This window comes from bacterium (assembly GCA_035528375.1).
Classification (GTDB): domain Bacteria; phylum RBG-13-66-14; class RBG-13-66-14; order RBG-13-66-14; family RBG-13-66-14; genus RBG-13-66-14.
The window spans coordinates 1-26,957 of record DATKYS010000100.1 but is presented as its reverse complement, the minus strand read 5'-3'; the positions used below and the strand labels follow the sequence as shown (position 1 = coordinate 26,957).

Here is a 26,957-nt window from a genome sequence, read left to right as displayed (position 1 = left end):
GGTTATTCAAAGGTCTCTATAAATGTCTCTCCCAGGAGAAGTCGAGGTCCTGGTCGTCGGGGCCGGTCCGGCGGGGAGCCATCTGGCCCGGCGGCTGGCCGATACCGGCCGCGATGTCCTCCTCGTCGAGAAGCGGCCCGAGATAGGCAACCCGGTGCGCTGCGCCGAGGCGGTGGAGGCGGAACCGCTGCGTGTAACCTTGGGCGATCTCGAACCGGCCTGGATCGCCCAGGAAATCTACGGCGGCCGGGGCGTGGGTCCCGACGGCGACGAGGTCCGCTACGAGGGCGAAGATGTGGTCGGGTACGTGCTCAACCGGCGGCTCTTCGACCGGGGGCTGGCCCGGCTGGCGGTGGAGGCCGGCGCCCGGGTCTCGGCCCGGACACAGGCGACGGCGGTCCGGCGCGAGGGCGATTCGTGGTTGGTCACCCTCCGCGGGGACGGTGGACTGACGGACGTTCGGTGCCGGGGGTTGGCGGCCGCCGACGGCGTCGAGGGGCTGGTCTCCCGCTGGGCGGGGATCGGCAGGCCCTGGCCGCTCACGGAGCTGCACAGCGGCGCCCAGGCCCGGGTGATCGGCCTCGAGACGGAGCCGAAGCCGCTGGTGGAGTTCCACCTCGGCGAGGCCGTCGCGCCGGGGGGGTACGCCTGGTGCTTCCCCCTGGGCGGCGGCCGGGCCAACGTCGGGGTTTCCACCGACCCGTCGCGCGGGGGCGCCGAGGGCGCGAGGCTGCACCTGGAGCGGTTCCTCGCCCGGAGGATGCCGGAGGCCGGGGTGGTGGAGCTCGCGGCCGGCTCCATCCCCGCGCCGACGAAGCCGCGGAAGCTGGTCGCCGACGGCTTTCTGGCCGTGGGGGACGCGGCGGGCCATACCGAGCCGCTCTCCGGAGGCGGCATCGCCAACGCCCTCCAGGGGGCCGAGCTGGCGGCCGAGGTCCTGTCCGCCTCCCTGGCCGCGGGCGACGTCTCGGCCGGACGGCTGGAGGAGTACGCTCGACGCTGGGCGGCCACGGTGGGCCGCAGTCTGCGGCGATACGCCAGGCTCCGCCGGCTCTACCTCCGGCTCAACGACGCCGATTTCACCGAGCTGTTGCGTATCATGAACGGGCAGTTGGAGCGGTGGCGCGAGGGGAAGCGGACCTCGATGGTTTCCCTGCTCGGGGGTGTGGTGACCCGCTCACCCCGGCTTCTGGCCAAGCTGCGTTTTCTGCTCTGAATTCACGGGCGACCGGGTTTACAACCGAAGGTATTGTCTGTAAAATAGGGGGCCAGCTACGGTCGCCGACGGTGTCGGGCTCCGAGGTGGCGATGTTCCGCCGGATAACAATCGTTTTCGTCCTTTTATGCACTGTCGCGGTGGGCGAGCAGTTCGCCCTAGCCCCCGGCGACAAATTCACCGTCTCGGTTTTCTCCGAGGTCACATCCGAGGTCAGCACCGACAAGCCCTTCTCCGGGGTGTACGCGGTGGATCCCGACGGCAACATCCAGGTCCACATCCTGGGCAGCCTCCACGTCGAGGGAAAGACCCTGAAAGAGGTCCGGGAACTCTTCATGGAGGAGATGGCGCCCTACATGATCTCCCCCGACGTCACCGTAACGCTGAACTCCGCCACCCCGCGCTTCGTGTACGTGCTGGGTTACGTCGTCGGGCAACGCATGATGCAGATCGGCACCCGGGACACCGTCCTGGACTGCATCGCCCGCTGCGGTGGGGAGCTCTACGACGCCAGGCTCGACGCGGTCAAGGTCATCCGCGGCGGGCTCTCGAGCCCCGAAATCATCACGGTGGACCTCTACGCCGTCATCCACGAGGGCGATTTCAGCCAGAACATCGCCGTCCAGACCGGGGACATCATCTACGTGCCGAAGACCGCCCTCTACGAGTGGAACGAAATACTCTCCCGCATCTTCCCGTCGCTGTCGCTGGTTGATCGGACCCAGCAGATACTTTTGGACTACCAGGATCTCAACCCATAGAGGGCGGTTGGCGGGACGGGGTTTTTTTTAAAATTCCGGACCGACACTTTTTCACGGAGTAGCCAGACCCATGGGGGACGAGCCCAGGGGCGACAATTTTCTCATCCGTTTCCTGGCCCTCCTGTGGGCAGGGAAGTGGATCATCGTCTTCTGCGGTCTCTTTACCGGGATCGTCACGCTGGTCATCTGCCTCTTCCTCACGCCCATCTACTCCTCGGAGATGACGATCCTCCTCCCCGAGAAGGCGCAGACGATGACCTCGCTTCTTTCCGCTTTCGGCGGGATGAGTATCGGCGGGCTGGTGCCCACGACCGTGGACCTCCAGGCCGAGCTGATGGCCTCGCGGTCGGTGCTGGAGGAGGTGGTCGTCGAGTACGGTCTTTTGCCCGATTACTCCGAGGTTCCCTCAAACGACGACAAAACCCCCTACCTCTCCGATTTCAAGGCCAACGAGACGGCCGGCGGCAACGACTACACCTTCGAGTTCACCTCCGATGAAGGTGATTACATCGTCTACACCGGCAAAGGCCGCTACATCGGTTCCGGCAAGAATTTCGACCGCTTCGAGGCCGAAGGGCTGAACTTCGTCATGGTCTGCCACACCCCCGAGGAGGGTGAGACCTTCACCGTGACGATAAACACGCCGGAAGAGGCCGCCGCCCTGCTCAGAGACATGATAGACGTCACGCCCTCGACCGGCGACACCATCATCGTGACCGCCGAGAGCTACACGCCGGTGATGGCGCAGAACATCATCACCGCCATCGTCAACAAGTACATCGAGCGCACCGAGACCTACTACTCGGGCACCTCGGGCCAGCTCCGCTCCTTCCTGGAGAACCAGGTGAACGAGGTGCGGGCCAAGCTCGAGAACGACGCCCGCAGCCTGGCCGCCTACAGTGTGGAGCAGATGGTCTATGCACCCGATGTCGAGGTGTCCACCCTCATCGGAGAGATATCGGTCCTCGAGCAGCAGCGCCTCATGGTCAAGGTCCAGCGCCAGGTGGCCGAAAGGCTGATGGAAAGCGCCCAGACTTCGGGCACTACGATCTCGGCGGAGGCCGCGGCCGCGGCGGCCATGGGCTTTCCCGGAACCACGGCGACCTACGACGTCGCCACCTCCGCCCTCGAGACCCAGGTGGACAATCTGCGGTTACACCTTGCCCAGCTTCAGACCCACTACACCGAGGAGCACCCCCTGGTCAAGGAAGCCGAGGCGTCCCTGCGCACGGCGGAGGAGGAGCTGCGGGACAAGAGGCTGCGCAACATGAACAAACAGCTCGACGAGCTGCGCACCACGGAGCTTTCACTCCAACGGGAGATTGACAACATCAAGGACTTTTTGCGCAATCAACCCCCGAAGTTCGTCGAGTACGCGCAGCTCAAGCTGGAGATAGCGGGGTACGGCGAGCTCTACAAGTACCTCTTGGCCCAGTTCGAGCAGGCCCGTCTCGAGGAGCAGCGCACCCTGGCCAACCGCGACGTCCCGCGTATCGTCTCCGCGGCGAGCTACGACTCGAGGCCTGCGCGGCCGCGGAAGGTCATCTACACGCTCATCGTCGGTTTCATCGGCGGTTTGATCGGCATCGGCCTCGTCCTCGGCCGCCACTATCTGCGGCGCACCGAGTTCGTGGACCGTCTGAAGGCGGAGGCGTCCGAACGGGCGCCTCGGCGCAGAAAGAAGGGACGCCGTGGTCGCGGTGAGGATGATTAGCGCGTAATGGTCGCCCGCGGGGCGGCCGTTTTTAACACCCGCCACGCCCCCCGTGGAGACCTCCGAGCCCTTCTCGTTCGACTGGGGATAACCGATGGACAAGGTGGAAGAGGACCTGACCCGGGCACAGCTTTGGGCGCTCGAGCTCTACCAGAGGCAACTCCTGCGGACGACCCGGCGTCTCCGGGAGCTGCCGGAGGAGGAATCGTCGCTCCGGCGGCGGCTCGAGGAGTCGGAGAAGGGCCTGAAAGACCTCGAGGGGGAGCTCAAGACGAAACAGATGGAGCAGAAGCACCTGGAGATGGACGCGGACGGCGTCAAGGAGAGACGGACGCGACATCAGCAGCAGCTCCTTACGGCCAAGGACAACCGGGAGTACAAGACCCTCCTGGAGGAGATCGAACTGGAGAAGGGGCGGCAGTCAGAGGTGGAGGACCGCATTCTGGAGCTGATGGAGGGTATCGAGGAGCTGTTCCCCCGGGTGCGGGAGGCCCGCGCCGAGAGTGAGCGAACGGTGTCCGAGGCGCAAAGCGCCCTGGCGGCCGTAGCCGTCGAGGGGGAGAACCTCAGGAAACGTTTGGCCAAGCTCGGGAAGGAGAGGACGGCCCTGGTCGAGCGCCTGAACCCCGTCGGTCGGCGCATTTTCGACAAGCTCTCCGCCCAACCGCACGTCTGTGCCCTGGTGGACGGCGCCATCTGCGCCTCCTGCCACATGGAGGTGCCGACTCAGACGCAGAGCGAGATACGCTCTGGCAGCCTGAAGAGCTGCGAGTCCTGCTCCGCCGTCCTTTTCACCGAGGAGCAGGCCTCGGTGGCCCGGACCATGGCCCGCAACCTCGGGTTCACGCCCGACGACGGACGAGGATAAACCGACGTGGAACCGGTCATCGTCGTTAACGGGGGCGCCTGGAGCATCCCTCCGGACCAGTGGCCGGCCCACCGCGAGGGCTGCCTGCGGGCCGCCCGGACCGGGTACGCCGAGCTGAGCCGCGGCGCCTGCGCCCTGGACGCCGTGGTGGCGGCGGTGTGCGTGCTGGAGGACGATCCGACTTTCGACGCCGGGGTGGGATCGGTCCTGGGACGGGACGGCTACCCCGAGCTGGATTCGGGAATCATGGACGGGTCCACTCTCCGCTTCGGCGGGGTGGTGGGCGTCCGCCGGTTCGCCAACCCCATCCGCATCGCCAGGGCCGTGCTGGAGAACGGGAAGCACTGCCTTCTGGCCGGCGAGGGGGCCGAGCTCTTCGCCCGGGAGCTGGGCTTCCCGGAGTGCGAACCCGAGGCCCTCATCCTGGACCGTGAGCGGATCAATTGGAACCGGTACCGGTCCGAGGGATTCGACCTCGCCGAGAAGTTCGAGAAGCCGAAGGACACGGCGGGGGCCGTCGTCCTGGACTCGAGGGGCGACCTGGCGGTGGGCAATTCGACGGGCGGCGTCTCTTTCAAACACCCGGGGAGAATCGGTGATTCGGCCCTGCCCGGCTGCGGTCTTTACGCCGACAACCGGTACGGCGCCTGCTGCTGCACCGGTTGGGGGGAGCAGATAATGCGCCTGGTCCTGGCCAAGGGGGCGGTGGACGACCTCGGACGGGGTCTGGCGCCCGAGGAGGCCGCCCGTTCCGCCCTGGACAGGCTGAGCCGATTCGAGCGCGGTCGAGGCGGCCTGATCGTCCTCGCCCCGGACGGCGGGACCGCGGCCCTCTTCAACACGCCCCGCATGGCCTGGGCCTCGGTCGGACCCCGGGGCGAGCGGACGGCGGAATAGCCGTGACGACCGACGCGGTTCCGAGACAAAGCGCACGCGGCATCGAACGGCTGCTCCCGTGGCTCGCGGCGTCGGTCGCGCTGGTTCTCTACCTCGTCACTCTGGCCCCCGGGCTGGTCGCCGGAGACGCCGGAGAGCTGCAGACCGCCGTGGCGAGCCTCGGCGTGGCCCACCCCACCGGCTACCCCCTGTACCTCCAGACGGGCCTCCTTTTCCTCGCCCTGGGCGGGGCGTGGGGGCTCAACCTTTTCTCGGCGTTGGCCATGGCTCTGGCCGCGGGGCTGGCCGTGCGCCTGGGCCTCCGCCTGACCGGGTCCGCGGTCGCCGCGGTCTTCGTCGGCGTGCTGGTGATTTTCGGCCAGCAGGCCTGGCTCGAGGCGCTCTCCGCCGAGGTGTACGCCCTCTCCCTCGCTCTCCAGCTCGTCTGTCTGAACCTGGCCCTCGAGCTGCGCGGGGCGGCGGGGTCCGCCGGAACGGTAAAGGGGGATTCGAAGCCTGACTCCCGCTTCTTCCCGCTCCTGGCGCTGGCCTACGGCCTGTCGCTGGCCCATCACCTGTCGGCCCTGTTCCTCCTGCCCGCCCTCCTGGTCCTCGTACCGTGGCGGGACCTGGAGCCACGTTCGGGGGCCCTGGCGGCCGCCGCCTTTCTCCTCGGGCTCTCGGCCTATCTCTACCTGCCGCTCCGGGCGGCGTCTACCTCCGCGGTGAACTGGGGGGATCCGCGGACACTGGGGGCGCTCCTTGCGCACCTGCGGGGCGGCGATTACGGGACGGCCCTCTTCAGCGGCACGGCGACCGGTTATCTGGCGCGCCTCGGCCGCCTGGCCCTGCTGTTGGTGATGGAGCGGGGCTGGCTGATTCTGGTCCCCATCCTCCTCGGGCTGGTCTTCTGTTTCGTGGAGCGCCCGCGCTGGGCCGCGGCCCTAATCTCCTGGGTTGCGGTGGGCCTCTTTCTCACCGCCGGGTACGCCAAACCGGACGTTGACGCCTACCTTCTGGGACCCGCGGCGGCCCTGGCCCTTCTGGCCGGGCTCGGTCTCGCCCGGGCCCAGAGGCGGTTCAAGGACCGCTGGCTGGGCCGGTCCATGCCGCTCTTGCCCGTCGCCGTGGCCGGGGTTCTGTTTGCCTACCACGCGGGGCACGCGCGCGCGGGAGACAGGCTGGCGGAGCGGTTCGCCGCCGATGTCCTCCGCGTCGCCCCCCCCGGTTCCCAGCTCCTGGCCCGCACCGACGACCTCTTCGGCGCCCTGGCCCTGCACGAAACCGCCGACCTCCGCCCAGACGTGGAGCCACTCTTCCGCTTCCTCCGTCGGACGCAGGCGGAGTACGGGGACGATTTTCTCATCCCCGCACTCCGGGCGCACCGCCCGGTAACCGGGCTCGTGCCCGAGGGGCTGCCGGACAGAGGGCTACAGCCGACCGGCCTGGGGTACCGTTACCCATCCGTCGTCGAGGGGGCGACGGTGAGCGCCCTCGAGTATCTGGAACGGCGTCCCGGGGTTTACCCCGACGTTGCCTCGCGGAACCTGGCCCTCCAGTACCCGCTCTCGCGGCTGTCCCACGCGCTGGGCGCCGGTTTCCCGGGGTGCGCCGCGGGTCAACTGGCCCTAGCCGACCTCGTCGCCGGAAAGAACTGGCAACCGCGGGCCAGGCTGGCCGAAACCCTCGACGCGCTGGGGTTGGACCGTCTGGCCCTCGGTCACTATGAGGCGGCGGTTTCGCTCTCCGCCGACGACGCGGCGCTCCTGGCCAACGCCGGTGCCCTGGCGGCGGAGCTGGGCGACGACGAGCGGGCCGTGGATTTCCTGAAGCGGGCGCGGGAGCTCTCCGGTCCGTCGGCCCTCGCGGCCGGGGAGAACCTGGCCCTCTTCTACGAATCGAAGGGATACCTGGGCGAGGCGGAGCGCGCCTGGCGGTGGCTCGTGGAGCGGATGCCCGATGAGGCCGGGGTCCACTCCAACCTGGCCGCGAACCTCGTGCGGCAGGAGCGGATGGGCGAGGCGGAGACCGCCTACCGCCGGGCTCTGGAGCTCGATCCCGCCCACCTCGAGGCGCTGACCGGCCTGGCCGCCATTCTCTTGAGCGAGGGTCGTCTCGACGAGGCCGAAACGCCGCTGAACGAGGCGCGGCGCATCGCCCCGGGGGCGGCGGTGGTCGGATACGATCTGGGGCTCCTCCACCAGGCGAGGGGCGAGCTGGACCTCGCGGCGGCCCGCTTCGCCGACGCGTTCCGCGCCGATCCCTCCATGACTCAGGCGCTTTTAAACCAGGCCGTCTGCACCCACGAGGCCGGTCGCTACGACGAGGCCGAGGAGCTGTACCATCGCTGCCTGGTCCTCATGCCCGACGAGCCGGAGGTTTACTTTCACTTCGCCAGGCTCGTCGAGCTCTCGCCGATGGGGGCGGCGGACGCGGCGATTCTGTACCGGGAGTTCCTCCGCCTGGCCGGACCTCGGACCCCCGGTGATCAGAAGGCGTTCGCCGAGGCGCGTCTGGCGTATTTTAATGAGACTGACATTCAATAAGAATAGTTCTTGACATTCACCAGACGGGGTGCTAGATTTTCCTTGTGTTACCTGTCGGCTTCTCCGACGGGGCTAACGATTTTGCGAACCAACAACATCCGGAGGAAATGTATGAAGAAGCTCGTGCTATTGCTGCTTGTTGCCGTTGCGGCCTTCGCCGCCAACAGCCTGGTTACCTCCGGCATCCCGTTCAACACTCATCCTCAGCCCCCGGCCGAGTATGAGTTCTACTGGGATGACGGGATTATGTCCAGCGGTTGGATCTGGTTCACCGGCGGCAACTACTGGGGCGTGCAGTTCGACGAGGTCAAGACCGGCGGATCTACCGGTACGGTAAACACTTACGGTGCCGTGACCTATCCTGGTTGGCCGGACACCCCCTTCCAGGGCACCAACCTCCACACCTTCTCGGACCTGGGCGGCTACCCGGGCACAGACCTGGGGTTTGAGAACTTGATGTTCACCGCGGGCGGCGTTTTCCAGTGGATAGATTCCGATCCCGTCATTGATGTGACCGACGCCGTCTTCTACATCGCCTTCCAGCAGGTCGGGAACTACCCGCAGGCCGACTCGATAGGCGTGGACGCCGTGGCCGGGACGCACGACTGGACCGGCTACCAGGGCTCCTGGGCCCCTTCGACCGCCTTCGGCGACTTCATGCTCCGTTGCTACTGGGATGAGGTTGCCGTCAATGAGACCACCTGGGGCGCCGTCAAGGCCCTGTACTAGACACATCCGGTACCTACGGGCGGCTCTCGGAGCCGCCCTTTTTTTATGGATAGCGGGCCGGGTACGGTGAGCGGAGAGTCGGGGAGGCGGGTCATACCGCTCCAGGCGGTGGACGATTCACCGGTTGGCTCGGAATCGGAGCAAGGCCTTTTTTATTCTGAAACGGGAGTCAGAACGTGTTAAATATTATAGGTGAGGGTGTTCTTTTACCCTGTTCAAGATTCTTGTCACACACCAAGGGGGAACAATGAGAAAGGCGTTTTGGCTCATTTTTTCTCGCCACGGCGGCCCTGACCGCCAACACCGTGGCGACCACCGGCATCTGCCTCAACGCCCATTCCCAGCCGCCGGAGGAGTTCGAGTTCTACCGAGACGACGGCATCATGTCCAGCGGTTGGGTCCGGTTCACCGGCGGCGACTACCGGGCCGTGCAGTTCGACGATGTTAAGAACGACGGGAGACCCGGCGTGGTCACTCTCTACGGTGCATGCACCTACACCGGTTGACCCGACGGTTCCTCCCAGGGCGTTGACATGCACACCTTCGATGACCTCGGCGGCTATCCCGGTGATGACCCGTGGTGGGGTCTTCTCCAGTTCACCCAGGGCGGCGTGTACCAGTGTGTGGATGTAATCCCACCGCAGTCGGTACCAGGTGTTTTCTACATCTCCCAGCAGATAGGCAACTACCCTTCGACCGACGCGATGGTCGTGGACTCCGTGGCCGGGACGCACAACTGGACCGGCTGCCGGGGCTCCTGTCCCCGACGACCCTCTTCGGGGACTTCCTGCTGCGCTGCTGCTCCGACGATGAAAATCCGAACGTCGAGGACATTATTTGCGGTCGGGGGAAGGCTCTGTACTGAGTCTTGGCGAGAACGGGGAGCGGTCGCAAACCGCCCCCCCGGCTGCATCTTGGACGGAACATCTTGCCGGTGTCCATTTTATGTGCTATGAAACTGTGTCGGAAAGGAATAAACTTGTAATATCAACTACAGGAGGAGGATGTCATGCGAAAGGTGTTCATTGCCATCGTCGTGCTGGTCATGGGCGCCTCGGCATATCCCCCGGCGCTGTCCACTACCGGACCGGCCTTTAACGCCCACCCAGGCCCGCCGACGGAGTACGAGTTCTACTGGGACGACGGCATCGTGAGTAGCTGCTGGGTCTGGTTCACCGCCGGGAACTACTGGGCCGTTAAATTCGACCAGGCGAAGACCGGCGGCGCTGATGGCTACGTCACTAAATATGGCGCTGTGGCCTATCCAGACTGGCCGGACTCGACGTATCAGGGTTGCTACATGCACACCTTTGAGGACGTGGGCGGCTATCCGGGGAGCAGCCTCGACAACGAATACCTGGGGTTCACCCAGGGTGGAGTCTTCGAGTGGGTTTATCCCGGCAGCCCGGTCTTTGTGGATGGTGGTGTCTTCTACATCGCCTTCCGGCAGTTTGGGAATTACCCGTATACAGACGCCATTGGTGTGGACGCCGTGGCCGGGACGCACAACTGGACCGGCTACCAGGGCTCCTGGGCCCCGTCAACCGCCTTCAGTGATTTCATGATCCGTTGCTACTGGAACGATGAGATACCAGAAGATGACAGCTCACCATATGTGACCGGCATGGATCCCGCCGACGGCGCCGAGGACGTGCCCGTGGACACGACGATCGTCTTCCACGTGGTGGACGACATCTCCGGGGTGGACGTGGCGACCATCGAGTTCACCGTGGAGGACGCCTCGAAGAACGTCCACAGCTTCGCCCTGGCCTTCAACATCGGTGGCCTCTCCCCGATCCGTGTGATATCGGGAACTCTATACATAGACGATGACGACCTCAACGACGTGGTTTGTATCTTTTTCCCTGACGACGACCTGCCTGAAGGTGAAACTATTACTTGCACCGTGGATGGTACACTGGCTGATTGTTGTGGTAATAGGATGGGTGAGGATTTCGTCTGGACCTTTACTACCAAGGATTACCAGTCGGTGGAAGACACCACCTGGGGGCGGGTGAAGGCGCTGTACTAGGGCGCGTGGAGATCGGGGGCGGTCGCCAAACCGCCTTCCCGGCTGCGCCTTGGACAAAACATCTTGCCAGTGTCCATTTTATGTGCTATAAAAGTATGTCGGAAGGGAATAAATTTGTCCTTTCAACTACAGGAGGAGGATCTCATGCGAAAGGTGTTCATTGCCATCGTCGTGCTGGTCATGGGTGCCGCGGCGTATCCCCTGACGCTGTCCACCACCGGACCGGCCTTTAACGCCCACCCAGGTCCGCCGGCGGAGTACGAGTTCTACTGGGACGACGGCACTTTGAGCAGCGGCTGGGTTTGGATGACCGCCGGGAACTACTGGGCGGTGGATTTCGACGACGAGAAGACCGGCGGGATCACCGACGGTGTGGTCAACACCTACGGGGCCGCGACCTACCCCGGCTGGCCCGACAGCACCTACCAGGGCTGCTACATGCACGTGCTCGGCGACGACGGGGGGTATCCCGGCGCGGACCTCGACCGCACCTACCTCGGGTTCACCAATCCAGGCTCCTTCGAGTGGCTTGACGCCGGCGTCGCCCTGACCACCAGCACCTTCTACATCGCCTTCGAACAGGTCGGCGGTTACCCGAACTGCGACTCGATGGGCGTTGACGCGTCCAGCGGCTCGCACAACTGGACCGGTTACCAGGGCTCCTGGGGTAACAGCACGTCTTTCGGTGACTTCATGCTCCGCTGCTACTGGGATGGCGAACCCATCGAGGACTTCCAGCCGCCCGAGGTGACCGGCATGGACCCCGATGACGGCGAGGTTGGCGTGTCCGTGGAGACGACGATCGTCTTCCACGTGGTGGACGACATCTCCGGGGTGGACGTGGCGACCATCGAGCTCACCGTGGAGGACACCTCGTTGAACATCCACAGCTTCGCAGTGGCCTTGAGCGCCGGCGGTCTCTCCCCGGCCGGCGTGATATCGGGGGTCATGTACATTGACGACACGGACCCCCTCGACGTCGTCTGCACCTTCACCCCCGACGACGACCTGCCCTATACCGACACCATCACCTGCACCGTGGCCGCCGGCCTGGCCGACGAACGGGGCAACGAAACCAGCCAGGACGTCGTCTGGGATTTCTCGACCGAGGACGTCGGAGTGAAAAACAGCACCTGGGGCGAGATCAAGGCGCTCTACTAGCACCCGCTGGCGGGACGGGGGCGGTTGCCAAACCGCCCCTAACTACGTCCTGGATGGCACACCTTGCCCGACTTCTTTTTTTATGCTATAAATAACGTGCATTTTCATAAAACTTTCGATTTCAGACACGGGGGAGGATGTCATGCGAAAGATGTTTCTTTTCATCTTCGTGTTAGTCACGGGAGTCGCGGCTTCGTGGCTGGCCGTGTCCGCCACCGGGCCGCCCGTCAACTCCCACCCCGATCCGCCGGCGGAGTACGAGTTCTACTGGGACGACGGCACCTTAAGCTATTTTTGGTGCTGGTACACCGGCGGCAACTACTGGGCCGTTCAGTTCGACGACGAGAAGACCGGCGGGGTCGCCGACGGCACGGTCACCGCGTACGGAGCCGCGACTTACCCCGATTGGCCCGACAGCACCTACCAGGGCTGCTACATGCACGTCTTCGATGACGTGAGCGGCTATCCCGGCGCGGACCTCGACCACGCCTATCTCGGGTTCACCGATCCAGGCTCCTTCGAGTGGATTGACGCCGCCGTCGCCCTGTCCACCAGTATCTTCTACATCGCCTTCGAGCAGTTCGGCGATTACCCGTATTGCGACTCGGTGGGCGTGGACGCCGAGGCCGGCACGCACAACTGGACCGGCTACCTGGGAGACTGGTCCCCGATGGACCTCTTCGGCGACTTCATGCTCCGCTGCTACTGGGAGGACGACACCGTCGAGGACTACCTCCCGCCAGAGGTGACCGGCATGAATCCCGCCGACGGCGCCGGGGACGTGCCCGCGGAAACGACGATCACCTTTCACGTGGTGGACGACATCTCCGGGGTGGACGTGGCGACCATCGAGTTCACCGTGGAGGACACATCGAGGAACATCCACAGTTTCGCCCTGGCCTTCAGCGTCGGAGGCCTCTCCCCGACCGGCTTAATATCGGGGGTCCTGTACATTGACGATACGGACCCCCTCGACGTCGCCTGCACCTTCACCCCCGACTCGGACCTGCCCTACGCCGACGTCATCACCTGCACCGTGGCCGCCGGTCTGGCCGACATACTTGGCAACGAAACAGACCATGACGTAGTCTGGGATTTCACGACCGAGGGCGAACCCGTCGAGGACTTCAGCCCGCCCGAGGTGACCGGCATGAACCCCGCCGACGGCGCCGAGGACGTGCCCGTGGAGACGACGATCGTCTTTCACGTGTGGGACGACTTTTCCGGGGTGGACGTCGCGACCATCGAGTTCACCGTGGAGGACACATCGAGGAACATCCACAGTTTCGCCCCGACCTTCAGCGTCGGCGGCCTTTCCCCGACCGGCGTGATATCGGGGGTCCTGCACGTTGACGACATAGACCCCCTCGACGTCGTCTGCAAATTCACTCCCGACGACGACCTGCCCTATACCGACACCATCACCTGCACCGTGGCCGCCGGCCTGGCCGACGCGCTGGGCAACGAAACCCACAATGACATCGTCTGGGATTTCTCGACCGAGGACGTCGGGGTGAAAAACAGCACCTGGGGCGAGATCAAGGCGCTCTACTAGCACCCGCGGGCGGGGCGGGGGCGGTTTTGACGAACTGGGGTGTGTGAAGGCGCTGTACCGATTCTCGTTGGATAAAAAAACGGGCGGCCGAGCGGCCGCCTTTTTTATTGCTTGGAAAATTGAACGCCGGGACGTTATACTATAAATGAGGATATCCTTAGGCTAGTATCCTTCGAACTACTGATTGACGAGGAGTGGTGATGAAAAAGCTTTTCTGGATACTGTTTCTCGCCGCGGCGACCCTGGCCGCCAACGCCGTGCAGACCGTCAGCGCCCCCCCGAACGCCCATCCCCAGCCCCCCACGGAGTACGAGTTCTACTGGGACGACGGCATTATGAGCAGCGGCTGGTGCTGGTACACCGGCGGCGGCAACTACTGGGCCGTGCAGTTCGACGATGTCAAAACCGGCGGCGAGCCCGGCGTGATCAACCTCTACGGTGTTTACTCCTATTCGTCGGGCTGGCCGGATGGGTCGGGCCAGGGCTGCTACATGCACACCTTCGGGGACCTGGGCGGCTATCCGGGCGGCGAGCTGGACCGCACCTACTGCCCGCTCGAGATCAGCGGATTCGAGTGGACACCCCCGGAGACCGATCCCCTCAACGTGACCACCGGCACCTTCTACATCGCCTTCGAGCAGATAGGTAGCTACTCGAACTGCGATTCAATCTACGTGGACGGCGCGGCCGGTACGCACAACTGGACCGGCTACCAGGACTCCTGGGCCCCCACCACCATGTTCGGTGACTTCATGCTCCGCTGCTACTGGGAGGACGGGCTGCCCGCCGTCGAGGAGATCACCTGGGGGCGGGTTAAGGCGTTGTACTAGAAGATTTTTCAAACTGGATGAGGAGCGGCCGCGGTCGTCCCTCTTCTTGCACCCGGAGAGAAAATGTAGTATTTTATAAGTCGTGTTGGGAAAGTGGGGGCACATGAAACGACTGCTTTTGTTGTTCGTCGTAGCGCCATGCCTGGCCTTCAACGCCTTAACCACCACCGGACCCGCCTGTAACGCCCACCCCGGCCCGCCGACGGAATACGAGTTCTACTGGGACGACGGCATCCTGACCAGCGGGTGGTGCTGGTGGACCGGCGGCGACATGTGGGCCGTCCAGTTCGACGACCAGAAGACCGGCGGTGTCGCCGACGCCCTGGTCACCGCCTACGGGGCCGTGACATACCCGAACTGGCCCGACGGCACCTACCAGGGCTGCTACATGCATGTCTTCGACGACGACGGGGGGTATCCCGGCGTGGACCTCGACCGGACTTATATGGGATTCGATGAGCCGGGCTACATGGAGTGGCTCGACACCGCCGTCCCCCTGTCCACCAGCACCTTCTACGTCGCCTTCGAGCAGTTCGGCGACTATCCAAATTGTGATTCGATGGGCGTGGACGCGGTATCCGGTACGCATGACTGGACGGGTTACCAGGGCTCCTGGGGCAGAACCACACTCTTCGGCGACTTCATGCTCCGTTGCTACTGGGAGGACGACCCCGGCGAGGACTTCCGTCCGCCCGAGGTGACCGACATGGACCCCGAGGACGGCGCCGAGGGCGTGCCCGTGGGCATGATAATCACATTCCACGTGGTGGACGACATCTCCGGGGTGGACGTGGCGACCATCGAGTTCACCGTCGAGGACACCTCGAAGAAAGTCCACGGCTTCGCCCTGGCCTTCAGTACCGACGGCCCCTCGCCGACCGGCGTGATATCGGGGGACCTGTACATTGACGACACGGACCCCCTCGACGTTGTCTGCACCTTCATGCCCGATGTGGACCTGCCCTACGCCGACGTCATCACCTGCACCGTGGCCGCCGGCCTGGCCGACGCGTTTGGCAACGAAACCCGCCACGACATCGTTTGGAGCTTCGGAACCGAGGACAATCCGGGAGTGGAGAACTGCACCTGGGGCGAAATCAAGGCGCTGTACTGACCCGCGGAACGCGTCGAAAAAGCATCCCTTCCGGGGATGCTTTCGGTTTGGTGGCGGAGAAGGGACTCGAACCCTTGACTCCACGGATATGAGCCGTGTGCTCTAACCGGCTGAGCTACTCCGCCCCAAGCTTGAAGCTTGACACAATTCCGCGGATAGAGGTTGCTGGACTCCTTTTACCTGTTCCCGCGAGCGAACCCCGGTAAACTGATTGAAGTATATTTAAGCTTGAAGCTTGACACAGTACCGCGGGGAGAGGTTTCTAGACTTCGTTCGTCCGTTCCCGCGAGCAATACCCTTTACACTAACCCACGTTATTGATTGAGCTTGAAGCTCGACACCGCCCCGCAGCAGGCGGCATTATACCGCCAAATCCGCCCCCAAGGCAACCCTAGTCGCCGCGCGGCTTCCAGGTGACCGCCCGCCGGCCCGTCCAATACCTCAGCACCCCGACGAGCTGCGCCGCGAAGAGGTTCACCGCGAAAAAAGGCGCACAGATTATCCCCGGCAGCCGGTTGCGGCCGATCCACCCCACCAGGACCAGGAGGTAGAAAAGCGCCTGGGCCAGGGCCAGCCAGAGGTAGAACCCCCCGGCGAAGGCCGCTGCGATCCCCGCCCCCAGCATGGCCAGCACCGCGAAGGGTGTCGCCTCGCGCAGCTTTTTCCGTAAAAAGACGTGCAGGTGGTAGAAGAAATGCCCCCGGCGCGGCAGGACGCGAGGGATGTACCGGAAGACGCTCATCCGCAGCACGGTCAACCGCACGTCGCGCTTGAACTCGTTCTCCAGCCGGGTCTGGGTGTACTCCCAGCCCTTGACCCTCGGGTTTTCCAGGGTGCGCCTGCCCTGGGCCCAGGCGGCCACGGTGAGGAGCATGTCCGGCGAGACCTCGGGCGGCGACGGCCGGTAAAGCTCACGCCGCAGTGCCATGTGTCCACCCTGGACGAAGAGGCAGGTCTTGATCTGCCCCTCCCACACCTTGACCCGGTCCTCGAAGCGCCGCAGGAAGCTGTTGCCGAAGGCGATGCCGGTTTCCTCGCCCTCGGGCGGCCGCTGGACCAGGTCGCCGCCCACGCACCCCACCTCGGGGTCGGCGAAGAGCTCCGCAAAACCCTTCAGCGAGTCGCGCTCTAAGCGCACGTTGGCGTCGGAGTAAACGATTATCTCGCCCCGGCAGGTCGGCGAGAGCGCGTTCATCACGTAGGTCTTGCCCCGGTTCTCGGGAAAAATCTCGATTCTGAAGCACGGGTATCCCGGCCTCGGCTCGACTATGCCCTTCTCCTCCAGGCAGGCGAGGGCGACTTCCGCGGTGCCGTCGCCGGAACCGTCGTCGGCGATGAGAACCTCGAGCTTGTCCGCCGGGTAATCCAGGGCGAGGATGTTTTCGATCTTCGCCCGGATGTTGCCCGCCTCGTTGTGGCAGGGGATGAAGACGGTGAAGGTGGGCCGGTAATCCGGGTCGCCCTTGGGGAGGCGGCGGATGATTTTCGCGAGGAAAGCCAGGAGGAGGGGGTAGGCGAAGTAGATAAAAGCCATCACCCCGAAGGCTACCCAGAAGATGATTATCGCCGCCGGCATCGCTTTAATCCCCGTTCGGAGAAACGTCGGGAGTGGGATTATAGCGGACCGGGGTCCCGAGGTAAAGCTTTGGGGGTTTGTCCCGGACCGTCCCGGGAAGCTATACTTGGGGCGCCCCAGAGCCCCGGCGGACGATGCCCCTCGCGCTCCTCGCTCTTTTGATTCTCGTCGCCGCCGCGCCGGCCGCGGAGGCCCCGCTTACCTGCGAGCCCGACGAGTCCGGGGGTGTCCCCATCCTCATGTACCACCACGTCTCCGCCGCGCTGGACACGATCTACAACGTGCCGCCGGCGGTTTTTTTTAACCAGCTCCTCCAGCTCTACGAGGCGGGCTTCGTCCTTATCTCGCTCTCGGATTACTACGAGGACGCGTTCCTGGTCCCCGCCGGTCGCAAGCCGCTCATCCTCACCTTCGACGACGGTTTTCCCGATAACTTCCGCCTCCTCCCGGACGGCTCGATAGACCCCGACTGCGCCGTGGGCGTCATCGAGGGTTTCGCCCGGGAGCACCCCGACTTCGGGCACACCGCGCTATTCTTCCTCAACGCCGGCGTGTGGGTCGTCCCCTTCGGCGACGCGGCCACGGCGGGGGAGAAGCTCCTGTGGCTCGTGGAGAACGGTTACGAGGTCGGCAACCACACCTCGGACCACGTGAACCTGCGCCACTGTGATTCTTACCAGGTGCGGCGGCAGATCGGCCTCTGCCAGGCGGCGCTCTACGACCTGTGCCCCGAGCTCGAGGGGCGTGTCCGCTTCTTCGCCTACCCCTACGGCCGGACGCCCAGGGAACCCGGGAGCTTCGAGGCCGTCGAGGCCGGCAGCTTCGACGGGGTGGACTATCGGATGGACCTCGCCTTCGTGACTTGGGACAACCCGGCGCCCAGCCCCGCCGACCCGACCTTCCTGCAGCAGCGCCTCTCAATGCCCCGCATCGAGATGCACACGCGCGAGGGCGGCAACGGCCACACCCCGCGCTGGCTGGCGAACCACGAAGGCCTCTACGTCTCCGACGGCATCCCGGGCAGCCTCCCGGAGTGAGCCCCTCATTGGATGTACCCCACCGCCCGCAACTGCTCCAAGTGTTCCGGATCCACCGGCCCCACGTCGCCCCCCGTCCCGTAGTGTTCGATCAATTCCGCGTTGCGCTCATGCCATCCGCTGATGAGCGCCTTGAGTTCGGCCACCAGATCCGGGTTATCATCGGCCACATTCTCCCGGTTTGAGTAGTAGTCCAGGTAGAGCTCCTCAATGTCGTCATCATAGTTCACGAAGAGCGCGGCTTCATCGCGGACGACGAAGTCGGAGCGGACGTGTTCGTCCTCCTCGTTCATACATCGCTGGGCGAAGACGGGCCGTTCCTCGAAAGAAGAGGTGATGAGCGATCGGCCGTTGATCGTCGTCTCGTCGTACGCGACCCCTAAGCCGTTGGCGAGAGTAGCGTAGACGTCGGCCAGCCCCACCGGTCGGGTGAAGTGTCCCCCGCCCTCGAACCTGCCGGGCCAGTAAATGACCAGGGGTACGTGGGTAAGTTCGTGTTGCAGGTTGACGTTGAAGTGCTCGATCATGCCGTGTTCGGCGAACTCCTCCCCGTGGTCGGCCAGGAAGATGAAGACCGTGTTTTCCCACGAGCCCCGGTCGTCGAGGACATCCAACGCCCGGCCCAGGACCTCGTCCACCATCCGCACCTCGGCCTCGTACAGTTGCTTGAGCCGCGCCACGTCCTCTTCGGTCAGCTCGTCCCTGTGATCGAGGAAGTCCCCGCTGTTCTCAGCGTACGGACCCTCGTAACCATCCTTCGGCAGGAAACGCTTCGGGGGGCGGTAGGGCGCATGGGGGTCGTATAGGTGGAGGTAGACGAAGTCTCCGCCCCGCGAATCGAGCGAGCGGAGCAAGTCCAGGGAGGCCTCGAAACCCAGGTTGGTCAGGCGCTCATAGTCGAGCGCACACAGAATACGATTCAATCCGAAGGCGGCCGAATCGTAGAGGGACCGACCGTGCTCCAGGAAGCCCTGCCCGTAAAAGTACAAAGTTTGGAGGCCGTAGTGGTCGAAACCCCTGCTGATGCCCAGTTCCGGCGTCAACAGGGGGTTGGCCATCATGCACCACGTGCGGTAGCCGCGGCGGGAGAGCTGCTCGGGCAGGTAGGGCAGACTCGGGGGGAATGCTCCGACGGAATCCATCCCGCTCACCTCGGGCGCCAGGCCGGTGAAGAGCGCGACGACACCGGGGATGGTCCAGCTCGAGGGGGCGAAGCAGCGGTCGAAGGTGACCCCGCGGGCGGCGAGCCGCTCCAGGTTGGGCATCGGTACGGCGCCTCCGTAGAGCGAACTGACGTCGGCCCGGAGGGCGTCGGAGAGGAAGACGACCACATTGGGGCCGGGCGGTGTGCGGTTATCGCGATCCGCCGGGAAGAAGGTGGAAGGAAAGATAAAGCAGAAGGCGAACCAGAGGACTGCCGAGGTGGCCAGGACCCAACCGGCCCACCGGGAAATACCCTCTACGAGCTCGGGCAGTCGCAGTGCGAAATAAACGAAGCCGGCTCCCATCGCCAGATTGACGACGTAACCGACGGTGAAAATACACTGAAGGTGGTCCCGTTCCCAAAATACGGGCAGGCCCAGAACGGCGAAGGCGACGACGCCCACCGCGATCACGCCGACTCGACGCCGATTTTTCTCGTCGAGGCCGATGAGGCCGGTAACGAGCGTCATCAGAGCGCCGAGGACGAGGTTGACGGCGAGGCCGACCGCCGGGTAGAAGAAGAGCGCGGCGGAAAGGTTCCGCAGAACGCCCCAGAAGCCGTTGACGATAGGATTCCAGCCCTGGAGTGTACCGGTGGCGACCCAGTCGGAAACGTAGAAGTAGACCAGGAAGATGTAACCGCCCAACGCACCCAGAAGCGCCATGCGCCAACTTCCGTGCAAAACCTTGTCGAACCGTATCCTTTTTTCCACGGCAACCTCTACTGTAGATAGCCCAGGGAGCGCAGCTTCTCCAATTGGGCGGGGTCCACGGTCCCCCCGGCCCTCACCGCGCCGAGGCGCTCGGAGAGCGCGTCATTCTCGGAGTGCCACTCGTCCAACAGAAGCTCCATCCGCTCCGCCAGCTCCCGGTGCCCGATCAGCGCGTTCCCGGTGTGGTCGGGGTAGTCCAGGTACAGCTCGCGGACGCCCGACGTCCGGTTGACGAAGAGCGCGACCCCCCCGCGAACCACGAAGTCGGAATCGAAGGACCGGCCGCATTCGTCCAGGCAGCGCTGGGCGAAAACCGCGCGGTCCCGCGGGACGGGCTCGAAGAGGCTCCGGCCGTCGCCCGGTTCCATCTCGCCTTCCAGGCCCAGACCATCTAAGACGGTGGGGAAAAGGTCGCAGAGCGAGACCGTCCCGGTGACCCTTCCCCCGCCATCGAGCCTGCCGGGCCAGTACACGACCAGCGGCACGTGGGTCAGCTCGTGCTGGAGGTTTACCCCTGAGTGCGTCAGCCCGCCGTGCTCCATGAACTCCTCCCCGTGGTCGGAAAGGAAAATGAACGCGGTGTTCTCCCACAGCCCCCGGTCGTCGGCGATGTCCAGCGCCCGCCCGAGGAACTCGTCCACCAGCCGCACCTCGCCCTCGTAGAGCCGCTTGAGCTGGGCCAGGTCCTCCCCGGTCAGCTCATCGGCGTGGTCGCGGAAGTCCAGGCTCTCCTCTTCGTATCGCCCCTCGTAGCCCGTTTCCGGGAGTAAACGCTCCGGCGGGCGGTAGGGGGCGTGGGGGTCGAAGAGGTGGACGTAGAGGAACGCGCCGCCGGCGGGGTCGAGGGAGCGGAGCATCTCGAGGGCGTCGCGGGGCCCCAGGGCGACGGTGCCCTCGGGGTCGAGGTCCGTCAGCAACCGGTTCACAGCGAGGGCGACCTCGTTGTATATGGAGTCCCCGGAATCACCGAGGAAGCCCTGGCCGTAGAAGTTCTCGTCGTAGGAGAGGTACCGGTCGAACCCTCGGTCGAAGCCGGCCTTGGGAGAGAGGAGCGGGTTACCCATCATGGCCCAGGTGCGGTAACCGGCGTCCGCCAGCCGTTCCGGCAGGTACGGGAGCCGGGGCAGGCGGGAAATGAAGGAGTCCATGCCGGTCACCTCGGGGGCCAGGCCGGTGAACATGGCTGTCACGGCGGGGATGGTCCAGCACGAAGTCGAGAAGCACCGCTCGAAGGTCACCCCGCGCGCGGCCAGCCGCTCCAGGTTCGGCGTCGGCACCTTCCCGCCGTAGAGCGAGGTGACGTCGGCCCGCAGGGCGTCGGACAGGATGAGCACCACGTTGGGGCCGGGCGGGACGGCGGTTTTCGTCTCGTTCGAGGTAAAGAGGCCCTGGAAGACGAGGGCGAAGAGGACCCACAGGAGGGCGGAGCCGGAGAGCGCGAATCCGGCGATACGGGCGACGGCGCCGACGACTCTCTCCGCCCGGAGGGCGGCCCAGACGAAGCCGACGCCCAGGAGGAGCTTCACCGCGTAACCCACGGCCAAGAGGTTGCGGGTGAATATCTCCGACGGGGGCCAGGGGAGCCCCAGTACGGCGAAGGCGGTGACCGCCACGGCGACGACGCCCGCCGTCCTCCGGCGGTCGGAGTCCAGGCGGAGGAGCCCGGCGGCGAGCGTGCACAGGGCGCCGACGACCAGGCCCGCGACGAATCCCAGGGCGGGGTGGAAGAAGAGCGCGGCCGACAGGTTGCGCAGGACGCCCCAGAAGCCGCCCACGATGGGCTCCCACCCGGGGGTGGAGCCGGTGGAAACCCAGTTCGCGACGTAGAAGAATGCTACGTGGACGTAGGCGGCCAGGGCGCCGAGGAGCGCCAGCCGCAGGGTCTCCCGGAAAAAAACAGGCTTCGGGGCGGGCGTGGGCATCGTGGTGTGGTTGTTTTACCGGAAATTCCCGCTCCCGCGCGGGTCGGCGTCTCAATCTCCGGCAGGCCGCGGGCTTCGCGCCGGGATACCCGCTCCCGCGCGCCGGCCGGCAGTGACGGGACGGGTATTATCCCCTCTCCGGCCGTGCGGACGGGGCCGGATGCGCATCGCAGCTTGTTAAAAAATGATAGCAGAACGACCCGTGACCGGCAAGGCCGACGTCCCTCCACCGCTACCAGCCGCGCCGTTCCCGGACCGGTCTTGAGGGCGGTTCAGCGCCGCGTAATTACTTGAATAAGGTAAAGTTCTCTGCTAACTTAGTCCCGCCCCTACACCCCCCGACCCATGACCGACCCGTCACCCTGGGTCATCGCCCGACGGTACCAGGTCCAGCGCGAGCTCGGCCGGGGGGGTATGGGCCGCGTCTTTGCGGTTTTGGATCTCGTGGAGAACCGCCAGCCTCGGGCACTCAAGCTCCTGCGCGCCGACAAGGTCGCCGAGAAGCCCCGCCTGCGGTCGAGCCTGCGCGGTGAGTTCGCCGCCCTGGCCCACCTGCGCCACCCCAACCTCTGCCGGGTGTACGAGTTCGGGGTGGACGAAGACGGCCGGGCGTTCTTCACCATGGAACTCGTCGAGGGGACCGATCTGTTCGAAACGGGCGGCAGGCTCGACCCGGCCCGCATCTACGAGATAGCCGTCGGCGTCCTGCGCGCGCTGGACTACATCCACACCCGGGGGTACATCCACCACGACCTGAAGCCCGAGAACATCATGCTGCGCCGGGGAGTCGAGGGGGCGGAGGGTGTGGTGCTCACCGATTTCGGCCTGGCGGACCGCGAGGAGGGCGACGAGCCGGAGCTCCGCCGCACGGCGCCGGGGACGGTCAACTGCCTGGCGCCGGAAATCCTCTCGGGAGCCGCCTACGACCACCGCGTGGACCTCTACGCCCTCGGAGTGAGCCTCTACTTCGCGGCCACCGGCGCCTACCCCTTCGACGCCGCCGACGGCCGGGAGGTCATCCGCCGCCACCTGACCCTTCCCCCGCCGCCGCCCAGCGAGCTGAACCCCACCCTGCCGGAGCCGCTGGAGCACCTGATACTCCGCCTGCTGGCGAAGAGGCCGGATAAGCGCTTCAGGGACGCGAACACGGTCATCCGGGCCATCAACGCCTGGGCCGGGCGGTCCTTCGAGTACCAGACGCCCTCCACCGCCGAGAGCTTCCTCCTGGCGCCCCGGATCGTCGGTCACGACGCCCTGTTCGAGGAGGTGCTCCGCGAGGTGACCGAGCCGCTGGGCGGGCTCGTCGTCATCCAGGGGGAGGCCGGGTCCGGCAAGAGCAGGCTCCTGCGCGAACTGCGCTACCGTTGTCAACTGGCCGGCGCCGACCTCTGGTTCGTCGAGTTGGGTGCCTCGAGCGACCCCCTGGGCGAGCTCATCCGCCGTATCGCCCACTCCACCGCCGTGGGGCCGGACCTCCGCCGGGAGGCCGGATCGGTGCTGGCGCGGTCCTGGCCGCCCCTGGCCGGGCTGTGGGGGGTGGAGTCCGCCCCCGCCCTGGGTCCCGACGGCGAGGTCGAGCGGCTACTGCGGACGACCGCCGGCCTGTTGGATCACCTCGGCCGGGCCGTGGTCTTCGACGGCGACACCGAGGGCGCCCTGGAGACGGCGAGGAGGCTCGGGCAGCTCTGCCAACGGATTCCGGTCATCGTCTCCACCGAGGAGGAAAATCCGCCGGGCAGGGTGTACCACCTCGCCCCTCTGGACGAGGCGCGGGTCGCGGAGCTCATCGAGTCCATGCTCGGCGAGACGCCGCCGCGCGGGCTGGCGGATTTCGTCCACCGGACGGCCGGCGGCAATCCCCTTTTTATCGCCGAAACCCTCCGCCAGCTCATAGACTCGGGAGAGCTCCGTCGGTGGCACGGGTCCTGGGAGGTGGACCTCCTCGGAGCCGCGGCGGCCGGTGTGCCCCGGGAGATAAAGGGGCTAATCCTCCGGCGCCTGCAGAGCTTGAGCCCGGCGGCGCGGACCACCGCGGAGATACTGGCCCTGGCCGCGTGGAAGCCGACCCTCGAGGAGCTGGGGGCCCTGGTGGACGATCCGGGGCAACTGGCCGGTTCGCTCCGCGAGCTGGGTTCGAAGGGTCTGCTGCAGATGCGGTCGGGGAACCGTCCCGCCCTCGTGACCACCTCCCTGGCCCGGACGTTGAGCGATAACCGCAACCGCGCCACCCTGCTGCACGACCGCCTCGCCGATTTCCTGGAGTCCGGGAACCGGATGTACGCCCCCCACGGCTACCACCGTCTCTACGGCAGCGACCGGGGGAAGGCGGTGCGGGGGGGCCTGGATTACGTCAACCGCCTGGTGGAGCTGGGCGGCTTCACCGAGGCCCGGGGGGCGTTGACCCGTCTACGCACCGTCGCCAGGGGAGCGGACCTGGTGCGGGTGGAGCTGTTGACGTCGAAGGTGCACCGCCGTCTGGGGGAGACCGGTCGGGCGGCGGCCGCGGCCTTCCACGCCCTCGAGGGGAGCCGCGGGCGGGAACGGGGCGAGGCGTACCTCGAACTGGGCCGGGCCACGGCGCACCAGGGGCGGTACGAGCAGGCTCTGGGTTACTACGACGCGGCGCTAAGCTGTACCGACGACCCCCTGTTCACCCTGGGGACCGGCGCCGAGCGGGTGAAGGTCCTCCTCGAGCTGGGGCGGTTCGGTGAGGCCCTGGAGCTCGGCGGGGCGCTCGTGAAACGCGCGGGGAGCCTCGAGTACCCCGAGAGCTGGTTCGTCCGCGAGGTCCACGCGAGGACCCTCTTCCTCGCCGGGAGGCTGGCCGAGGCGGAACACGCCTACCGAGCTCTCTACCGTCAGGCCCTGGGAGCGGGGGACTTCCCCGGTCTGTGGAGCGCGGGGCGGGGACGGGGGCTGACCCAGCTCTCCCTCGGCCGCAACCGGCGCGGGCTGGTGCTGCTGCGCAACTCCTGCTGGCTGGCGCTCCAGCGCGCCGACGCCCTCGGTACCGTCCAGAGCGTCGTGCCCCTGGCGGTGGGGTATCTGGTGAACCTCCGACCCCGCCGGGCCATAGCGGCGCTGAAACTGGGTCGGGACGAGATCGAGCACCGGCCGCTCCCTCCGTTGCAGGTCGAGCTCTATACCGGTCTCGCCACCGCCTACCGCTACCGGGGGGATCTGGGTCGCGCCGCCCACTACGCGGGTAGGGCCGTAGAGCTCGCCGAGGGTTCCGAGTCGGTCCGCCTGCGCTGGTCGGCCTTCTTTACTCGGGGAATGGCCCGGCTCGAACTGGGGGATTGGGGCGGGGTGGAGGAGATGCTCGACCGTTTGGAGGGCGCCCCGGAGCACCTCGGCGCCCTGCTCGGGGGGCGTCTCGCCTGGGAGCGGGGGGATTTCGGCACGGCGCGGTCCGAGCTGTTGAAGGCCCTGGGCGATTCGCCGCTGCCCGTGGCGCTGCCCGAATGGGACACGGCCAGGGGCTACCTGGCCCGGGTGGAGATGGAGGCGGGCAACCTGGGTCCAGCCGAGGAGCTTCTGGAACCGGTGGACGAGGGTACGCCGACGGACCTGGGCCAGCTCGAGGGGCGTCTCGCCCTGGTCGAGTTCTACTTCAACCAGAACGAGACGGATTACGCGGTGCAGCTCCTCCGGGGCGCCGTGAGGGCCAGCGGCCGGGGCGGTTTCGTGGATCAGCTGCGCCGTAGTTTGCACCTGGCCGCGCGGCTGGCCGAGCGTCAGGGCGACGCCGGTTCCCGTTCCCTGTTGCTCAAGGAGGCCCGGCGGCTGCTGCGCTGGATGGTGCACCGTCTCCCGCGGGGCGCGCGGAACGGCTTCCTCGCCCGCCACGAACCGGCCGGCCTGCGGGCGGAGAAGCCCTGAGGGTCGAACCGCGGGCGGAGGAGGTTTCGCCGTGCGAAAAGGGCCCCGGAGGGCCCTTTCCCGTCGGTGTCTCGATTTGCTAGTACAGGGCCTTGACGGCGCCCCAGGTGGTCTCGGTGACGGCATCCTCATCACAGTAGCAACGGAGCATGAAGTCGCCGAAAGCGGTCGTCGGGGCCCAGGAGCCCTGGTAGCCGGTCCAGTCGTGCGTCCCGGCCACGGCGTCCACGCCTATCGAGTCGGCCTGCTGGTAGTTCCCGATCTGCTGGAAGGCGATGTAGAAGACGCCGGTGGTCACATAGATGTAGGGATCGCAATCAACCCACTGGAATACGCCGCCCTCGGTGAACTGCAGGAAATTATACCCCAGGTCGGTGCCGGGGTAGCCGCCCAGGTCCGAGAAGGTGTGCATATAGCATCCCTGGAAGGTCGAATCCGGCCAGTCCGGGTAGGTGGCTGCGCCATAAGTGGCTACTAAAACGGGATAGCCGCCGGTCTTGACCTCGTCGAACTGCACGCCCCAGTAGTTGCCGCCGGTGAACCAGATCCAACCGCTGGACATGATCCCGTCATCCCAGTAGAAGTCATACTCGGGCGACGGCTGAGGATGAGTGTTTAACGGGATGCCGGAGGTAACCAGGCTGTTGGCGGCGAAGGCGGCGGCGACGAGAATGAGCAACATCAGTTTTTTCACGTTCTCCTCCTTTTACTACTGATTTCAATACCACATTTAAAGATAGCACACATTATAGGTCACGCCAAGGGCGGACCGGCAGTTATTGCGATGACGTAGGGGCGGGTCTCTTGACCCGCCCGCCCCTCACCCCTACCCTCTCCCCAGAAGGGAGAGGGAGTTTATGGCAGCCCTTACCCCGGCCTTCTTCAAAATGTAGGGCGGGGATTACCTTCGGTCGCAGATACCCATCCCCGCCGCTTTCACTAATACAACGCCTTGACGGCGCCCCAGGTGGTCTCGGTGACGGAATCCTCACCCCAGTAGCAGCGGATCATGAAGTCGCCGAAGGCGGTCGAGGGGGCCCAGGAGCCCTGGTAGCCGGTCCAGTCGTGCGTCCCGGCCACCGCGTCCACGCCTACCGAGTCGGCCTGCGGGTAGTTCCCGACCTGCTGGAAGGCGATGTAGAAGACGCCGGTGGTCACATAGATGTAGGGATCGCAATCAACCCACTGGAAAACGCCGCCCGCGGTGAACATCAGGGTCTCA

Annotated in this window: 20 protein-coding genes and 1 tRNA gene; 15 read left to right on the top strand and 6 right to left on the bottom strand. The window is 65.7% G+C overall.

The genetic code is table 11. The annotated features are described in order from the left end of the window. The first annotated feature begins 22 nt into the window (after positions 1 to 22). From VM054_07840 to VM054_07780, 13 genes are all read left to right on the top strand, one after another. On the top strand, positions 23 to 1,216 hold the full coding sequence (locus VM054_07840) for an NAD(P)/FAD-dependent oxidoreductase (protein ID HUT98970.1): 1,194 nt from the start codon (positions 23 to 25) through the stop codon (positions 1,214 to 1,216). Between the two features lie 71 nt (positions 1,217 to 1,287). After that, entirely contained in the window at positions 1,288 to 1,977 is a 690-nt protein-coding gene (locus VM054_07835; protein ID HUT98969.1) for a polysaccharide biosynthesis/export family protein, read from the top strand. Between the two features lie 70 nt (positions 1,978 to 2,047). Next, the gene (locus VM054_07830; GenBank protein ID HUT98968.1) at positions 2,048 to 3,691 is read left to right on the top strand and encodes a Wzz/FepE/Etk N-terminal domain-containing protein; all 1,644 of its coding nucleotides are present in this window, start codon (positions 2,048 to 2,050) and stop codon (positions 3,689 to 3,691) included. 94 nt (positions 3,692 to 3,785) lie between these two features. Then, on the top strand, positions 3,786 to 4,559 hold the full coding sequence (locus VM054_07825; protein ID HUT98967.1) for a C4-type zinc ribbon domain-containing protein: 774 nt from the start codon (positions 3,786 to 3,788) through the stop codon (positions 4,557 to 4,559). A gap of 6 nt (positions 4,560 to 4,565) precedes the next feature. Then, complete coding sequence (locus VM054_07820) at positions 4,566 to 5,456, top strand: isoaspartyl peptidase/L-asparaginase (protein ID HUT98966.1); 891 nt, start codon at positions 4,566 to 4,568, stop codon at positions 5,454 to 5,456. A 2-nt stretch (positions 5,457 to 5,458) separates the two neighbouring features. Next, entirely contained in the window at positions 5,459 to 7,981 is a 2,523-nt protein-coding gene (locus VM054_07815; protein ID HUT98965.1) for a DUF2723 domain-containing protein, read from the top strand. Positions 7,982 to 8,092: 111 nt separating this feature from the next. Next, entirely contained in the window at positions 8,093 to 8,710 is a 618-nt protein-coding gene (locus VM054_07810; GenBank protein HUT98964.1) for a hypothetical protein, read from the top strand. 305 nt (positions 8,711 to 9,015) lie between these two features. Next, entirely contained in the window at positions 9,016 to 9,216 is a 201-nt protein-coding gene (locus VM054_07805) for a hypothetical protein (GenBank protein ID HUT98963.1), read from the top strand. Between the two features lie 503 nt (positions 9,217 to 9,719). Beyond that, positions 9,720 to 10,742: an Ig-like domain-containing protein gene (locus VM054_07800; GenBank protein ID HUT98962.1), complete on the top strand. Its 1,023-nt coding sequence runs from the start codon at positions 9,720 to 9,722 to the stop codon at positions 10,740 to 10,742. 144 nt (positions 10,743 to 10,886) lie between these two features. Continuing rightward, on the top strand, positions 10,887 to 11,903 hold the full coding sequence (locus tag VM054_07795; protein ID HUT98961.1) for an Ig-like domain-containing protein: 1,017 nt from the start codon (positions 10,887 to 10,889) through the stop codon (positions 11,901 to 11,903). Positions 11,904 to 12,045: 142 nt separating this feature from the next. Next, positions 12,046 to 13,458 (top strand): Ig-like domain-containing protein, encoded by a 1,413-nt coding sequence (locus VM054_07790; protein ID HUT98960.1) that lies wholly within the window; start codon positions 12,046 to 12,048, stop codon positions 13,456 to 13,458. A 200-nt stretch (positions 13,459 to 13,658) separates the two neighbouring features. Then, on the top strand, positions 13,659 to 14,288 hold the full coding sequence (locus VM054_07785; protein ID HUT98959.1) for a hypothetical protein: 630 nt from the start codon (positions 13,659 to 13,661) through the stop codon (positions 14,286 to 14,288). A 103-nt stretch (positions 14,289 to 14,391) separates the two neighbouring features. Next, complete coding sequence (locus VM054_07780; GenBank protein HUT98958.1) at positions 14,392 to 15,402, top strand: Ig-like domain-containing protein; 1,011 nt, start codon at positions 14,392 to 14,394, stop codon at positions 15,400 to 15,402. Positions 15,403 to 15,450: 48 nt separating this feature from the next. Here VM054_07780 and VM054_07775 read toward each other — a convergent pair. Together VM054_07775 and VM054_07770 are read right to left on the bottom strand one after the other, a co-directional pair. Beyond that, a tRNA-Met gene (locus tag VM054_07775) sits at positions 15,451 to 15,527 on the bottom strand. Between the two features lie 266 nt (positions 15,528 to 15,793). Then, the gene (locus VM054_07770; protein HUT98957.1) at positions 15,794 to 16,978 is read right to left on the bottom strand and encodes a glycosyltransferase; all 1,185 of its coding nucleotides are present in this window, start codon (positions 16,976 to 16,978) and stop codon (positions 15,794 to 15,796) included. A 134-nt stretch (positions 16,979 to 17,112) separates the two neighbouring features. Here VM054_07770 and VM054_07765 point away from each other — a divergent pair, with 134 nt between their 5' ends. Further along, the gene (locus VM054_07765) at positions 17,113 to 18,015 is read left to right on the top strand and encodes a polysaccharide deacetylase family protein (GenBank protein HUT98956.1); all 903 of its coding nucleotides are present in this window, start codon (positions 17,113 to 17,115) and stop codon (positions 18,013 to 18,015) included. A 5-nt stretch (positions 18,016 to 18,020) separates the two neighbouring features. On the opposite strand, the gene VM054_07760 is transcribed toward VM054_07765, so the two are convergent. Beyond that, positions 18,021 to 19,931, bottom strand: a complete 1,911-nt coding sequence (locus VM054_07760) for a sulfatase-like hydrolase/transferase (GenBank protein HUT98955.1) — start codon at positions 19,929 to 19,931, stop codon at positions 18,021 to 18,023. A gap of 8 nt (positions 19,932 to 19,939) precedes the next feature. Continuing rightward, positions 19,940 to 21,853: a sulfatase gene (locus VM054_07755; protein HUT98954.1), complete on the bottom strand. Its 1,914-nt coding sequence runs from the start codon at positions 21,851 to 21,853 to the stop codon at positions 19,940 to 19,942. Positions 21,854 to 22,198: 345 nt separating this feature from the next. Between VM054_07755 and VM054_07750 the strand changes: the two genes are divergently transcribed. Next, positions 22,199 to 25,735 (top strand): protein kinase, encoded by a 3,537-nt coding sequence (locus VM054_07750; protein HUT98953.1) that lies wholly within the window; start codon positions 22,199 to 22,201, stop codon positions 25,733 to 25,735. Between the two features lie 79 nt (positions 25,736 to 25,814). Here VM054_07750 and VM054_07745 read toward each other — a convergent pair whose 3' ends face one another. After that, complete coding sequence (locus VM054_07745; protein HUT98952.1) at positions 25,815 to 26,429, bottom strand: hypothetical protein; 615 nt, start codon at positions 26,427 to 26,429, stop codon at positions 25,815 to 25,817. A gap of 245 nt (positions 26,430 to 26,674) precedes the next feature. Beyond that, on the bottom strand, positions 26,675 to 26,957 hold a 283-nt coding region (locus VM054_07740), incomplete at its 5' end, for a hypothetical protein (protein HUT98951.1).

Excerpts from the sequence above, each read along its gene's own strand:
- VM054_07840 (HUT98970.1), top strand. The coding sequence starts at position 23 with ATGTCTCTCCCAGGAGAAGTCGAGGTCCTGGTCGTCGGGGCCGGTCCG.
- VM054_07830 (HUT98968.1), top strand. The coding sequence starts at position 2,048 with ATGGGGGACGAGCCCAGGGGCGACAATTTTCTCATCCGTTTCCTGGCC.
- VM054_07825 (HUT98967.1), top strand. The coding sequence starts at position 3,786 with ATGGACAAGGTGGAAGAGGACCTGACCCGGGCACAGCTTTGGGCGCTC.
- VM054_07810 (HUT98964.1), top strand. The coding sequence starts at position 8,093 with ATGAAGAAGCTCGTGCTATTGCTGCTTGTTGCCGTTGCGGCCTTCGCC.
- VM054_07800 (HUT98962.1), top strand. The coding sequence starts at position 9,720 with ATGCGAAAGGTGTTCATTGCCATCGTCGTGCTGGTCATGGGCGCCTCG.
- VM054_07795 (HUT98961.1), top strand. The coding sequence starts at position 10,887 with ATGCGAAAGGTGTTCATTGCCATCGTCGTGCTGGTCATGGGTGCCGCG.
- VM054_07790 (HUT98960.1), top strand. The coding sequence starts at position 12,046 with ATGCGAAAGATGTTTCTTTTCATCTTCGTGTTAGTCACGGGAGTCGCG.
- VM054_07785 (HUT98959.1), top strand. The coding sequence starts at position 13,659 with ATGAAAAAGCTTTTCTGGATACTGTTTCTCGCCGCGGCGACCCTGGCC.
- VM054_07780 (HUT98958.1), top strand. The coding sequence starts at position 14,392 with ATGAAACGACTGCTTTTGTTGTTCGTCGTAGCGCCATGCCTGGCCTTC.
- VM054_07770 (HUT98957.1), bottom strand. The coding sequence starts at position 16,978 with ATGCCGGCGGCGATAATCATCTTCTGGGTAGCCTTCGGGGTGATGGCT.
- VM054_07765 (HUT98956.1), top strand. The coding sequence starts at position 17,113 with ATGCCCCTCGCGCTCCTCGCTCTTTTGATTCTCGTCGCCGCCGCGCCG.
- VM054_07755 (HUT98954.1), bottom strand. The coding sequence starts at position 21,853 with ATGCCCACGCCCGCCCCGAAGCCTGTTTTTTTCCGGGAGACCCTGCGG.
- VM054_07750 (HUT98953.1), top strand. The coding sequence starts at position 22,199 with ATGACCGACCCGTCACCCTGGGTCATCGCCCGACGGTACCAGGTCCAG.